The 12,935-nt window shown below is 54.9% G+C and carries 11 protein-coding genes and 2 tRNA genes; 5 read left to right on the forward strand and 8 right to left on the reverse strand.

Going from position 1 to position 12,935, the window contains the following annotated elements:
* Positions 1-61: 61 nt before the first annotated feature.
* Positions 62-1,000 carry a glyoxylate/hydroxypyruvate reductase GhrA gene (gene ghrA / locus N5C09_RS08220; RefSeq protein ID WP_279748830.1) on the reverse strand — a complete coding sequence of 313 codons (939 nt, stop codon included), beginning with the start codon at positions 998-1,000 and terminating at the stop codon, positions 62-64.
* Between the two features lie 232 nt (positions 1,001-1,232).
* Here ghrA and N5C09_RS08225 point away from each other — a divergent pair.
* A tRNA-Ser gene (locus N5C09_RS08225) sits at positions 1,233-1,320 on the forward strand.
* Between the two features lie 130 nt (positions 1,321-1,450).
* Here the strand turns inward: N5C09_RS08225 and N5C09_RS08230 are convergent.
* A complete protein-coding gene (locus tag N5C09_RS08230) occupies positions 1,451-2,356 on the reverse strand; it encodes a LysR family transcriptional regulator (protein WP_279748831.1) in 906 nt (301 codons plus the stop codon).
* A gap of 109 nt (positions 2,357-2,465) precedes the next feature.
* On the opposite strand from N5C09_RS08230, the gene N5C09_RS08235 reads away from it, so the two are divergent.
* The 3 genes from N5C09_RS08235 (at position 2,466) to N5C09_RS08245 (ending at position 4,248) form a co-directional block, all read left to right on the forward strand.
* Complete coding sequence (locus N5C09_RS08235; RefSeq protein WP_193527861.1) at positions 2,466-3,326, forward strand: pirin family protein; 861 nt, start codon at positions 2,466-2,468, stop codon at positions 3,324-3,326.
* 19 nt (positions 3,327-3,345) lie between these two features.
* A complete protein-coding gene (locus N5C09_RS08240; protein WP_193032947.1) occupies positions 3,346-4,023 on the forward strand; it encodes an isochorismatase family protein in 678 nt (225 codons plus the stop codon).
* Positions 4,024-4,160: 137 nt separating this feature from the next.
* Positions 4,161-4,248 (forward strand) — tRNA-Ser (locus tag N5C09_RS08245).
* 241 nt (positions 4,249-4,489) lie between these two features.
* Here N5C09_RS08245 and N5C09_RS08250 read toward each other — a convergent pair.
* The 5 genes from N5C09_RS08250 to efeU form a co-directional block, all read right to left on the reverse strand.
* On the reverse strand, positions 4,490-5,995 hold the full coding sequence (locus N5C09_RS08250) for an alanine/glycine:cation symporter family protein (RefSeq protein WP_279748832.1): 1,506 nt from the start codon (positions 5,993-5,995) through the stop codon (positions 4,490-4,492).
* Between the two features lie 415 nt (positions 5,996-6,410).
* Positions 6,411-7,202 carry a phosphate starvation-inducible protein PhoH gene (gene phoH, locus N5C09_RS08255; protein ID WP_172807014.1) on the reverse strand — a complete coding sequence of 264 codons (792 nt, stop codon included), beginning with the start codon at positions 7,200-7,202 and terminating at the stop codon, positions 6,411-6,413.
* A gap of 499 nt (positions 7,203-7,701) precedes the next feature.
* Positions 7,702-8,985, reverse strand: coding sequence for an iron uptake transporter deferrochelatase/peroxidase subunit (efeB, locus tag N5C09_RS08260; protein WP_279748833.1), 1,284 nt, complete (start codon positions 8,983-8,985; stop codon positions 7,702-7,704).
* Positions 8,986-8,990: 5 nt separating this feature from the next.
* Positions 8,991-10,118 carry an iron uptake system protein EfeO gene (gene efeO / locus N5C09_RS08265; protein ID WP_279748835.1) on the reverse strand — a complete coding sequence of 376 codons (1,128 nt, stop codon included), beginning with the start codon at positions 10,116-10,118 and terminating at the stop codon, positions 8,991-8,993.
* Positions 10,119-10,157: 39 nt separating this feature from the next.
* Complete coding sequence (gene efeU, locus N5C09_RS08270; protein WP_279748836.1) at positions 10,158-10,991, reverse strand: iron uptake transporter permease EfeU; 834 nt, start codon at positions 10,989-10,991, stop codon at positions 10,158-10,160.
* A 251-nt stretch (positions 10,992-11,242) separates the two neighbouring features.
* On the opposite strand from efeU, the gene N5C09_RS08275 reads away from it, so the two are divergent.
* Entirely contained in the window at positions 11,243-12,427 is a 1,185-nt protein-coding gene (locus N5C09_RS08275; protein WP_193527856.1) for a nucleoside transporter C-terminal domain-containing protein, read from the forward strand.
* A gap of 70 nt (positions 12,428-12,497) precedes the next feature.
* On the opposite strand, the gene N5C09_RS08280 is transcribed toward N5C09_RS08275, so the two are convergent.
* Positions 12,498-12,917: a DUF3574 domain-containing protein gene (locus N5C09_RS08280; RefSeq protein ID WP_279748837.1), complete on the reverse strand. Its 420-nt coding sequence runs from the start codon at positions 12,915-12,917 to the stop codon at positions 12,498-12,500.
* Positions 12,918-12,935 lie beyond the last annotated feature (18 nt).

Genomic DNA, 12,935 nt, shown 5'->3' on the forward strand with positions numbered 1-12,935 from the left:
CAAAGGATAGCAGTTATCAGCGGCGAATATTAGCAAAAACCCGGCGAACGCCGGGTTTATCTCAGTAGCCTCGCTGTCTGTCGACCTGTCCGGTCACCGCGTTGCCCTTCTCTATTTCGCTGATGGTATGCGAGATGTACGCCACGGCCTCCGCCGGTCGTGTTACGGCCGCAATATGGGGCGTCATCGACACGCGTGGGTGAGCCCAGAGCGGGCTTTCTGTCGGCAGCGGTTCGCGGCTATAAACATCCAGCATTGCGCCTTTCAGCTTACCGCTGTCCAGCGCTTTCAGCAGATCGTCTTCCACCACGTGCACCCCGCGCGCCAGGTTCATTAAGTAGCTATCGTCTGCCAGCTGGTTGAGGAGCGCACCATTGATTATGCCCACCGTTTCTGCGGTATTCGGCAGCAGGTTAATGAGTACCCGTGTCTCTTTCAGGAACGCCGGAAGTTCATCCATTCCCGCAAAGCTCTCGACGCCCGGATAATCCTTACGGCTGCGGCTCCAGCAGCGCAGCGGGAAGCCCCACGGGGCGAGCGCCTCTGTGACTTTCGAGCCCAGGACGCCTGCACCGAGGATGCCGATGGTGAAATCTTCGCGCTGATAATCCGGGAGCGGTTCCCAGTGGGATTGCTGCTTAAAGGCCTGATAATCGTCGAAGCGGCGGAACCAGTGCAGCACCTGACTCACGGCATATTCCTGCATCTGCTGTCCCATACCGGTATCCTCCAGACGGAACAGGGGAATATCTTCCGGCAGCATTTCAGGGTGAGCCTTCAGCTTGCTCAGGATGGAGTCTACCCCCGCACCAAGGGCAAACACCGCCTTCAAACGGCGGCCCTGTAGCATTTCGACCGGGGGATGCCAGACCAGCGCGTAGTCGGCATGTTCATTATCGCCCCGCTTCCATTCGCGAACGCGTGCGCCAGGCAGTGCCGCCGTGAGCGCGTTGATCCAGTAAGCCGTATCAAAAGTGGGGTGATAGAAGATAATATCCATAGTCATTCCTGCCTTTTATTGCGCTGTTTTATTTTCATTTTCAACTGGATTGCCAGCATAACAAATTTATCAGCGAACCGCGTTGCTGATAAAAGAGGCGCTTTTCGCACATTTCGGAATCAGGTTGCCTGAAGTTTGTATAAACGCGCTAAATTACTGAAAAAGTGGGTTGACGCCAGTACGGCTTTTCCTTACATTAGCGCCCGTCCCGGCAACAACGGGATGACAATATGGTGAGGTGTCCGAGTGGCTGAAGGAGCACGCCTGGAAAGTGTGTATACGGCAACGTATCGGGGGTTCGAATCCCCCCCTCACCGCCATATTCAAGATGAGAGCTCGTACGAAAGTACGGGCTTTTTTCTTTTATATTCTCCGCAAGGGGATTCGAACTTTGCTTCCTCTGCGGTGAATGTGTCGGGTGGCGCTTCGCTTACCCGACCTACAGGGACTTTACTCCTCCACCATCCGTGCGTACTCTTCGGTGAGAAAATCCACCAGCGTCCTGACCGACGGCAGCAAACCTCGTCTGGAAGGATACACCGCATGGATCACCTCCCGTTTGGGTTCCCATTCATTTAGCACTCGAATAAGTTCACCTGACGCCAGCTGATCCTTCACCATCAAAATGGGCAGCTGCACCAGGCCTACCCCCGCCATCGCCGCTTCCCGCAGCGCCAGCATATCGGTGGTCACCAGGCGCGGCGTGAAGTGAACTTCTGCTTTCGCGCCTTCCGGCCCGCTTAACTCCCACTTATGCAGATGCTTACCCGCGCCCATGCTTAAACCCGGCCATGCGCTGAGTTCAGAAGGCGCCGTCGGGTTGCCCATCCGTTCCAGCAGTGCCGGCCCGGCAACCAGACAGTGTCCCCTGTCCGCCAGTACCCTTAATACCAGATCGCTGTCATCAAACGGGCGCGGACGAACGCGGATCGCCACGTCCACCCCCTCCGCCACCAGATCCACCCGGCGGTTGGTCGCTTCGAGCTGGAGGTTGATCCCCGGATAGCGTGCCATAAACCTCGCCAGCATCGGCCCCACGTGAACGTGCAGCAGGGTCACGGGGCAGGTGATCCTGACCATACCGCGCGGTTCAGCCTGTAGTGCCGCTACCGCCTCCTCCGCCGCTTCGGCCTCAACCAGCATGGCTTTACAGTGCTGGTAGAACGTTTGCCCCACCTCCGTCACCGTAAACTGCCGCGTGGTTCGCTGTATCAGCCGAACGCCCAGGCGTTCTTCCAGCTGCGCGATCCGACGGCTTAGTTTTGACTTAGGCTGATCGAGCGCCCGACCTGCCGCCGCAAAGCCGCCATGCTCCACCACCTTCACAAACCATACGAAATCATTGAGATCCTGCATACGCCTCCATTGTTCCATTTCAGGAACAGTGAATGTCATTTTCGCTATCTACCGGGATATTAACCGTGAATATAAGCTAATTACATCAACAGAACATCAGGAGTTAATCATGAAAAACGTAACAGGCGTCTATACCGCCCCTCGTCCGCACTGGGTCGGTGATGGTTTCCCGGTTCGTTCAATGTTTTCTTACCAGACACACGGCGAACCGCTGAGCCCATTCCTGCTGCTGGACTATGCCGGTCCCTACACCTTTCCGGCGGACGGCGCGAAACGCGGGGTGGGCGAGCATCCTCATCGCGGTTTTGAAACGGTGACCATCGTTTACTCAGGCGAAGTGGAGCACCGTGATTCCACCGGCAGAGGCGGCGTAATCGGCCCGGGCGACGTGCAGTGGATGACGGCAGGCGCCGGCATTTTGCACGAAGAGTTCCACTCCAGCGCGTTCTCGCAGAAAGGTGGTGAACTGAAAATGATGCAGCTGTGGGTCAACCTGCCCGCCAGGGACAAAATGGCGACACCAGGCTACCAGAGCATCACTAAAGCAGATATCCCGGTGATCTCCCTGCCGGATAACAGCGGAACATTGCGCGTGATTGCTGGCCGCTTTGACGATGTCACCGGCCCGGCGCATACCTTCTCACCGCTGAACGTGTGGGATCTCGCGCTGCACCAGGGCAGCCACCTGACGCTTAATCAGCCCGAAGGCTGGAGCACGGCGCTGGTTGTACTTGAGGGGAGCGTGACGGTGAACGGTACCACGCCCGCCGGTGAGGCGCAGCTGGTCGTGTTGAGTCAGAGCGGTGACAAACTGCATCTCGAAGCCAGCAGCGATGCCAAAGTGCTGCTGATGGCCGGTGAGCCGTTGAATGAACCGATTGTGGGCTACGGCCCGTTTGTGATGAACAGTAAAACCGAGATCGCCGAAGCTATTCGCGATTTTAACTCCGGCCGCTTTGGCCAGATCTAACCTGATAAAGGAGAGCATTATGTCTACACCTGCTAACTTCAACGGTGCGCGTCCCGTCATTGACGTTAATGATGCCGTTATGCTGCTTATCGATCACCAGAGCGGGCTGTTCCAGACCGTTGGCGATATGCCGATGCCTGAGCTGCGCGCCCGTGCGGCGGCGCTGGCAAAAATCGCCACGCTGGCGGAGATCCCGGTGATCACCACGGCGTCGGTTCCACAGGGGCCGAACGGCCCGCTTATTCCGGAGATCCACGCCAACGCGCCGAACGCCCAGTACGTTGCACGCAAAGGTGAGATCAACGCCTGGGATAACCCGGAGTTTGTGGCGGCGGTAAAAGCCACCGGGCGTAAAACGTTGATTATCGCCGGTACGATCACCAGCGTCTGCATGGCATTTCCGTCTATCAGCGCGGTGGCGGACGGATATAAAGTGTTTGCGGTGATTGATGCCTCCGGCACGTACAGCAAAATGGCGCAGGAGATCACCCTGGCACGTGTGGTACAGGCAGGCGTGGTGCCGATGGACACGGCAGCCGTTGCCTCCGAAATTCAGCGGACATGGAATCGTGAAGATGCGGCGGCGTGGGCGGAAGTCTACACCCATATCTTCCCGGCCTATCAGCTGCTGATCGAAAGCTACGGCAAAGCGCAGGAGGTGGTGAAAAACAGCGAAGTGCTCGATTCGCAGCGTTAATCCTGCGCGGTGCGCCATAAGCTGATTAAGGCTTAACCGAACAGGTACGAATGCTGAAAATCTGCTTGACCGCTTTCGCTCAACTCCCTATAGTAGCGCCCCGTTGCCCCCCAAGCGGTCAGGCAGCAAAACAATATGGTGAGGTGTCCGAGTGGCTGAAGGAGCACGCCTGGAAAGTGTGTATACGGCAACGTATCGGGGGTTCGAATCCCCCCCTCACCGCCATATTCTAGATAAGAGCTCGTACGAAAGTACGGGCTTTTTTCTTTTATATTCTCCGAAATGGGGGGATGAGAACCCCCGACCGGGGTTCGACAACTGGCGCAGCCAGTTGGACAGACTGAGAGCGAAGCGAACAGGCTGCCCGCAGGGCGAGCGAAGCGAGTCAATCCCCCCCGGGGCAGACTGAGCCGCCTCACCTATAAAAGAAAGCCCGTACAAAGTACGGGCCCGTCTTAACCATTCCTCAGCTATTCAGCTTTCCAGCCGGTTGCTTTCCCTCGGGAGCAGGAATCTGGCCGCTATTCAAACCCTCTTCGTCCCTGCGCTCCTCCAGCCAGTAATCGGCATTTTTTATCCCAAGCCGAACCGGGTCAAACTGGGGATCCAACCCCTGCGCGTTCTGGGTTTCATAGTCTTTCAGGCTGGCAAACGCTTTTTTATGCAACAGAACAATGGCGATAATGTTGAGCCATGCCATCAGCCCTACCCCAATATCGCCTAATCCCCATGCCAGATCCGCAGTGCGGACGGTGCCATAGACGGTGGAAGCCATCAGACATAATTTCAGCAGGAACGTCAGCCACGGGCGGTGAATTTTACGGTTGATGTAGGCGATATTAGTTTCAGCGATGTAGTAGTAGGCAATGATTGTGGTGAAGGCGAAGAAGAACAGCGCGATGGCAACAAAGTAATTACCAAAGCCAGGCATCATACTTTCCATCGCCGTCTGCACATAGCCAGGACCGGCCGCCACGCCAGCAATACCGGTATAGAGGGCAGCACCGTCGACACCCTGGACGTTATACAGCCCGGTAATCAACAGCATAAAGCCGGTCGCGGAGCAGACAAACAGCGTGTCGATATAAACGGAGAACGCCTGAACCAGCCCCTGCTTCACCGGATGGCTTACGGCCGCCGCGGATGAAGCATGCGGCCCGGTACCCTGCGCCGCTTCGTTAGAATAGACGCCGCGCTTCACGCCCCACATAATAGCCTGGCCCAGAATAGCGCCAAAGCCAGCTTCAAGCCCGAAAGCGCTTTTCCAGATCAGCAGAATAACCGCGGGAAGCTGATCGATATTGATAGCGATAATCACGCAGGCGACAATAATATAGCCCAGCGCCATAAACGGAACCACCATACTGCTAAAACTGGCGATCCTTTTCACGCCACCAAAAATAATAAAACTTAATAACAGGGCAAGTAATGCCGCCGTGACGTTTGGACTCAGGCCAAAGGCTATATCCAGACTCGCACCAATAGAGTTTGCCTGCACGCCTGGCAGTAATAATCCGCAGGAGAAAATGGTTACGATAGCAAATAACCATGCGTACCACTTTACGCCTAACCCTTTTTCAATATAAAAGGCAGGGCCGCCACGATATTCGCCGTTAATTTTCTCTTTATAAACCTGACCTAAGGTGGATTCGACAAAAGCAGAACTGGCCCCTAAAAAAGCCACAACCCACATCCAGAAAAGCGCACCCGGTCCACCAAAAGTAATGGCGGTTGCTACCCCCGCGATATTTCCCGTCCCCACGCGACCGGCCAGCGTCATCGTCAGCGCCTGAAACGATGATACGCCTGCCTCGGTAGGGCGTCCCTCAAACATCAGGGTAATCATATGCTTAATATGGCGTAATTGCAGAAAGCGACTACGAAGTGAGAAATAGAGGCCGACACCCAGACATAAAAATATTAACGCCGGGCTCCAGATAACACCGTTAATTGCACTAACCAGTTCGTTCATGTATGACCCTCAGCGTGATGTTCCAGAGGAAACGATCCCCCGGCGTGTTTCTTGTTAGAATTTTGTTTGAACAAGTACGAAACATAGATAATTACCCAGAAGACACCAACTTAATTTTTGCTGCTTAGTCATGTTCTGTGACAACATTCACGTTTGATTTTAACGAACAATTAGCGCGATCATTATATTCATAGATATTTTGTGGGTATTATAAATACATATCACACTTTTTCTTATTGTATAAAAAACACGCATAAGGAATGGGCTGTAATATTATTAATACCGCAAAATGATTTCTAAATCCCGTTGAATGCTATAGGAAATAAATATGATTCAAACAAACGTCACTGTTTCAGTGGGAATAAACGAAGCTTCCCGGCATGACGCCGGGAAGAAATGGCTTAAAAGAATGATCTTAATCGGAATAGACTTCCAGCGTGCGTTGACACAGCGCTGAGCGGACGCAGTCTTCTTTTGTGAAGCGGACCACCCCAATCATTTCATCTTCCGCAAAACGTGACATGGCATCGCTGAGGCCGGACTTCACGCCCGACGGCAGGTCACACTGGGTAATATCACCATTGACGATCACCGTCACGTTCTCCCCGAGGCGCGTTAAAAACATCTTCATTTGCGCAGCGGTCACATTCTGAGCCTCGTCGAGAATAACGACCGCATTTTCAAATGTACGTCCGCGCATATAGGCGAACGGCGCGATTTCCACCTTGCCAATCTCTGGTCGCAGGCAGTACTGCATAAAGGAAGCGCCCAGCCGCTTCACCAGCACGTCATAGACGGGCCTGAAGTATGGGGCAAACTTCTCCGAAATATCGCCGGGCAGGAAGCCCAGATCTTCATCAGCTTGCAGTACCGGACGGGTAACGATGATCCTTTCCACGTCCTTATGAATCAGCGCCTCCGCCGCTTTGGCGGCACTGATCCAGGTTTTCCCGCATCCGGCTTCACCGGTTGCAAAGATGAGCTGTTTACTCTCGATAGCATTCAGGTAGTGCGCCTGAGCCTCATTGCGCGCCACAATTGGCGATGCGTCGCGGCTGTCCCGCGCCATGCCAATGGATTCAACGCCGCTCATCTGCACAAGCGAGGTGACCGATTCTTCTTCACGCTGTTTATGGCTACGTGAATCCCGTCTCAGCACACGTTTTGCTTCACGACGAGCTTTGATCACTGCTTTTTGTCTTCCCATGGATAGCACCTTGAGTTGTTGGTATTCATCACACGCGCCAGCATCGGCACGATTATGCGCACGAACATCAGAGGGTTGGCTTCCTTGTAAGCCATTGCTTGCATTACCGGATGACGATACAGAACGGCTACGCGCACCGCTATGCACGTCGGTCGAAACAGGTTCTTGAGGTGAAGGAGAGAATTTAGTGGTGAGGAAATCGCTGCCGGAGTCTGAGCCTCCGCGCCGGGTACTGCGGTTGTTGTGTTTACCTTGTCCAGTACAGGACGCAACCATTCGCGATCTCCATAGTGAGTAACATCACTGCCGGGAACTACCGCTGTCTTCTCTTAAGTACATCAGGGATTATCATAAATGCAACATTTATTTTACCTGAATGCAACTTTTCAGACTGCCCCTACATGGAAAATCAGTCTCATATAGAAATATTACAGAAATATAACAATAAGATAGTCCAGGAAAAAAATAATGTCCCCGCGAACTGTCGCAGGGACGATTATCAGGCTTCTATCAGACCCTGAGCGAGCCAGGCGTTCGCGTCACGCGCTCCGGGCAGAGCAAAGAAGTAGCCACCGCCGATGGGCTTAATGTACTCCTCCAGCGCTTCGCCGTTCAGCCGCTTCTGTACGGTGAGAAATCCTTTTTCCAGGTCATGCTGATAGCAGACAAACAGCAGCCCCATATCAAGCTGACCGGAGTGGGTCACACCCAGCGAGTAGCTGTAACCCCTTCGCATCATCAGGCTGGATTGCGTCTCCCGGGTGCGAGGATTGGCGAGACGAATATGGCTGTCCAGGGCGATGACATCGCCGTTTGGATCGCGCGCGTAGTCGGGTTCATCGTGCTCATGCTTCATGCCGAGCGGCGCCCCGGTTTGCTTATCGCGACCGAAAATCGTCTGCTGCTCTTTCAGCGGCGTGCGGTCCCAGAACTCCACGTGGAACTGGATAATGCGCACCGCCTGGTAGCTGCCGCCCACGGCCCAGGCCGGTTCGCCCTGATCCGCCGTCACCCAGACCACGTTTTTCATCAGCGCGGCATTGCTGCTGTCCGGGTTGGCAGTGCCGTCTTTGAAGCCCAGCAGGTTCACCGGCGTCTCTTTACCTTTACTGCGCGCGGCGTGGTCAGAGATAAATCCTTCCCGCTTCCAGCGCACGCTGAGCAGATCCGGAGTGTGCTTGATGATATCGCGCAGGGCGTGGATCACCGTATCCTGGGTATTGGCGCAAATCTGCAACAGCACATCGCCGTGACACAGCGCCGCGTCGAGAGAGTCATTCGGGAAACGGGTCATTTTTTGCAGCGCTTTCGGCTTCTGCTTTGCCAGGCCGTAGCGGTCATCGAACAGCGATTCCCCCACCGACACGGTGATGGTCAGGTTATCGGGAGCAATGAACGCCCCAAGGATCCCGGAATCCATCGGTGGCAGGCGCGGATTCGGTGTTTCCGGCGCCGGACCGCCCGCGGTGAGGAAGGCAATGCGCGTGGTCAGCAGCCTGAACAGACGCTCCAGGTCGGCCTTATCGCTCGCCAGCGAATCGAAAGCCACCAGCATCATCGAGGCCTGCTGCGGCGTCAAAATCCCTGCCTGGTGCTCGCCATAAAACGGCTGCGTCTCCCTGCGCGCATCCGGCGACAGCGTGCCGGGCGCGCTTTGCGGTTTTGCCGCGTGCGCCACCGGGCAGCCACCTGCCAGGGCAAACGCGCCGCCCAGCGCCCCTACCCCTTTTAACAACCGACGCCGGGAAGGTTCAGCGACGTCGTACTCGTCATGCTTGTTCATCGTGCTTAATCCAGACCCAGAACGCCGCGCAGCAGGGAGAGATCTTCCGCCAGCGTTGTAATCGGGCCTTTCAGCGCGTTACGGTCGGCTTCGGTCAGCTTGTCGTAGGTTTCGAACCCGTCTTTGGTGCGGTACTTCGCCAGGATGGTATCGACCTTTTTGAAGTTGGCATCCACTTTCGCCAGCAGCTCGCCGTTCTCTTTTTGCAGCTGAGGACGCAGCAGATCGACAATATTCTGCGCGCCGTCAACGTTCGCCTGGAAGTCCCACAGGTCGGTGTGGCTGTAGCGATCTTCCTCACCGCTGATTTTGCTTGCGGCCACTTCTTCAATCAGGCCCGCCGCGCCGCCCACCACTTTCGACGGCGGGAAGGCCAGCTCGCTGATGCGCTTTTGCAGCTCCAGCACGTCGGTGTTCAGCTGAGCGGCATATTTCTCCATTCCTTTGGTGGCGTTATCGCCAAACAGCGCTTTTTCCAGACGGTGGAAGCCGGTGAATTTCGGATCGGCGGCCTTCTGCTCGTAGTCGTCTTCGCGGGCATCAATGCTGCCGTCGAGATCGGAGAACAGCTCGGCAATCGGCTCAATGCGCTCGTAGTGCTGACGGGTAGGTGCATAAAGCGATTTCGCTTTTTCGATATCGCCCGCTTTCACCGCGTCGGTAAAGGCTTGGGTACCCGCCACCAGGTCCGCCGTCTCTTTAGTGACGTAAGCTTTATAGGCGGTAATGGCGTCGCCAAGGCTTAACAGCGCCGTGCCTTTGGCCGCGTCTGCCGTCGCTGCGCCTTTGACGATCAGCTTACCTTTCGGGTTCGTCAGCAGGCCGCAGGTCATATCATATTCGCCCGGCTGTAGATTGGCGGTCATCTTCTGGCTGAAGCCCGGCGCGATATTTTCGCGCTCTTCCACCACCATCACGCCTTTCAGGATCTCCCACTCCAGCGCCTTCTGGCTGTGGTTCTGAATAATAAACTGAGTTTTACCGCTGTTAACCGTAATGGTCATCGGCTCGCACTGTTTATCGTTGACGGTGACTTTTACCTGCGGAATATCTGCTGCCTGAGCGGCGAAGGCAGACACGAACAGCGCGGCAATGCCTGCGCCTGACGCACTACGACGGAACTGACTGGTCATGACTCTTCCCTTAAAAGTATGTTGTAACTAATACACCACTTACGGCGCAACGCGCGACGCCTGCGAGCCGGTACGCGGCGGCATAGCGAACAGGATCAGCGCCGGAACCAGATAGATAAAGTACACTGCCACTTCGCTGACGGTCGGCGTTTCCTGGTAGCCGAAGATCCCTTCAAGCAGGGTGCCGGTCAGCGAATGGGTGGACAGAACGTTACTGAGATCGAACGCCACGTCCTGGAAATGGTTCCACAGGCCCGCCTCGTGGAAGGCGCGGATCGCCCCTGCCGCCAGGCCCGCGGCCACCAGCAGAATAAACAGGCTGGTCCACTTGAAGAACGCGCCCAGGTTAAGCCGAATGCCGCCCCAGTAGAGCAGGAAGCCAAGCACAACCGCCGTAGCCAGCCCGAGCATCGCGCCCAACGGCGGCCAGATGCCCACGTCCTGCTGAAACGCCGCGAGCAGGAAGAAAACGGACTCCAGACCCTCACGCGCCACGGCGAAAAAGACCATCAGGATCAGCGCCCAGCCGTGGTGGTTGCCTTTATGCAGGGCGTTATCCACCGCCTGCTCCAGCTGCACCTTCACGTTACGGGAGACTTTGCGCATCCAGAACACCATCCAGGTGAGGATCACCACGGCTATTACGGCGACAATGCCTTCAAAAAGCTCTTGTTCTTTCTGAGGAAATTCACCGGTGGTTTCGTTGATAAGAATACCCAGCCCCAGGCACAGCGCCGCGGCAAGGAAAACGCCAACCCACATCACGCCGATCCAGCGACCGCGCTGGGTGCGCTTAAGATAACTGGCGATAAGGCTCACGATAAGGGCCGCTTCAAGGCCTTCACGTAACATAATGAGAAAAGGAACAAACATGCCGACACCTTAAATGTTTATCGCGGTCAACTGATGCAAAGAAACGTAAATCCTAGTGATAGTGATTATCATTACGGCACAAAGAAAAACAAGCGAAATATATGGAGTTTTGATGACCAGATGTAAACGCATTGCGGAGTAATAATTGCCTGAGTAACCGTTACGTTTATAAGGTATAACGAAAATGCCCATTTACGGTTAACCGGGGCTGTGGCTAAATGTCCGCCTCGAAAACCAACTGAAAATAACCCATGTTTAAAATTGTTCATTTCCTGCTGGCGCTGGTGATTATTCTTGCGCTTGCCTGGCTGGTGAGTTTCGACCGCCGAAAAATTCGTATTCGTTTTGTATTGCAGCTGATTGTGATTGAAATCGTGCTGGCATTCTTTTTTTTGCATGCGCAAAGCGGCCTGTTCATTATTAAATATGTCTCAGGTTTCTTTGAGTCTCTGCTTAAATTCGCTGCCGAAGGGACGAATTTTGTCTTTGGCGGGATGGGTGAAAAAGGGCTGGCGTTCATTTTCCTGGGTGTACTCTGCCCTATTATTTTTATCTCGGCACTGATTGGTATTCTTCAGCACTGGCGTATTCTGCCGATTTTTATTCGCGTTATCGGAACGCTCCTGTCCAAGCTCAACGGCATGGGCAAGCTGGAATCCTTCAACGCGGTGAGCTCGCTGATCCTCGGTCAGTCTGAAAACTTCATTGCTTATAAGGGTGTGCTGGGCGATCTCTCCTCGCGTCGCCTGTTTACGATGGCCGCAACGGCGATGTCGACGGTTTCGCTGTCGATTGTTGGCGCCTACATGACCATGCTCGACGCCAAATTTGTCGTCGCGGCGCTGATCCTGAACATGTTCAGCACCTTTATTGTTCTTTCGGTCATTAACCCGGCCCGCCCGGAAGCCGAACCCGATATCAAACTGGAAAAGCTGCATGAATCCCAGAGCTTCTTTGAAATGCTGGGCGAATATATTCTGGCGGGCTTTAAGGTGGCGATGATTATTCTGGCGATGCTGATTGGCTTTATCGCTCTTATTAGCGCCGTTAATGCCCTTTTCTCCAGCGTATTTGGCATGAGCTTCCAGCAGATCCTGGGTTACGTATTTTATCCGCTGGCGTGGCTTATCGGTATTCCATTGAGCGATGCCTTAAACGCGGGGAGTATTATGGCAACGAAACTGGTGGCGAATGAATTTGTGGCGATGATTGAGCTGCAAAAAATAGCCCATCAAATGTCCCCGCGCGGTCTGGGTATTTTGTCCGTGTTCCTGGTGTCTTTTGCTAACTTCGCCTCGATTGGCATTGTAGCGGGGGCAATAAAAGGCCTGAACGAGCAACAGGGTAACGTGGTGTCGCGGTTTGGTCTGCGCCTGGTATACGGTGCGACGCTGGTGAGCCTGCTGTCGGCGAGCTTTGCGGGGTTGGTGCTCTGATGCAATGCCGGGTGGCGCTTCGCTTACCCGGCCTACAAAACAACAACGGCGGGAATTCCCGCCGTTTTCATTAAAACTGCACGCACACCGGCTGGTCGACCCGCATCACCGATTCCTGCGCGAAACGAGACTTATAGATCCCGCGCAACGCTTCGATGTTCTTCTCGCTCTGCGCGTCTTTACCGTGGATGAGCATTAACGATTTGCTGGGTTCACGCGCCACTTTTCCGTCGTTCCCCAGCCACTGCCCGCGGGCATCGACCACCGTTAAGCCATCGCGAAAACGCGGCGTCACGTCCTGGTCAACAAACTGCTGCCACTCGCTGCCGGTAATCTGCGCCCCCGCCGGGCGATTCAAGCCAAAATAGAGCGTAGTCTGCTGCATCTGGTTATCCGCTTTGCAGGTCTCCACCGCCGCATGCTGCGTGGGAGCGTTACACCCCGCCAGCAGCAGTAATGCTGCCATCATCAACCCTGTTTTAATCATCATTCTCATCTCGAACGGGTG

It is taken from the genome of Enterobacter sp. GD03975 (assembly GCF_029838645.1).
GTDB classification, from domain to species: domain Bacteria; phylum Pseudomonadota; class Gammaproteobacteria; order Enterobacterales; family Enterobacteriaceae; genus Enterobacter; species Enterobacter quasihormaechei.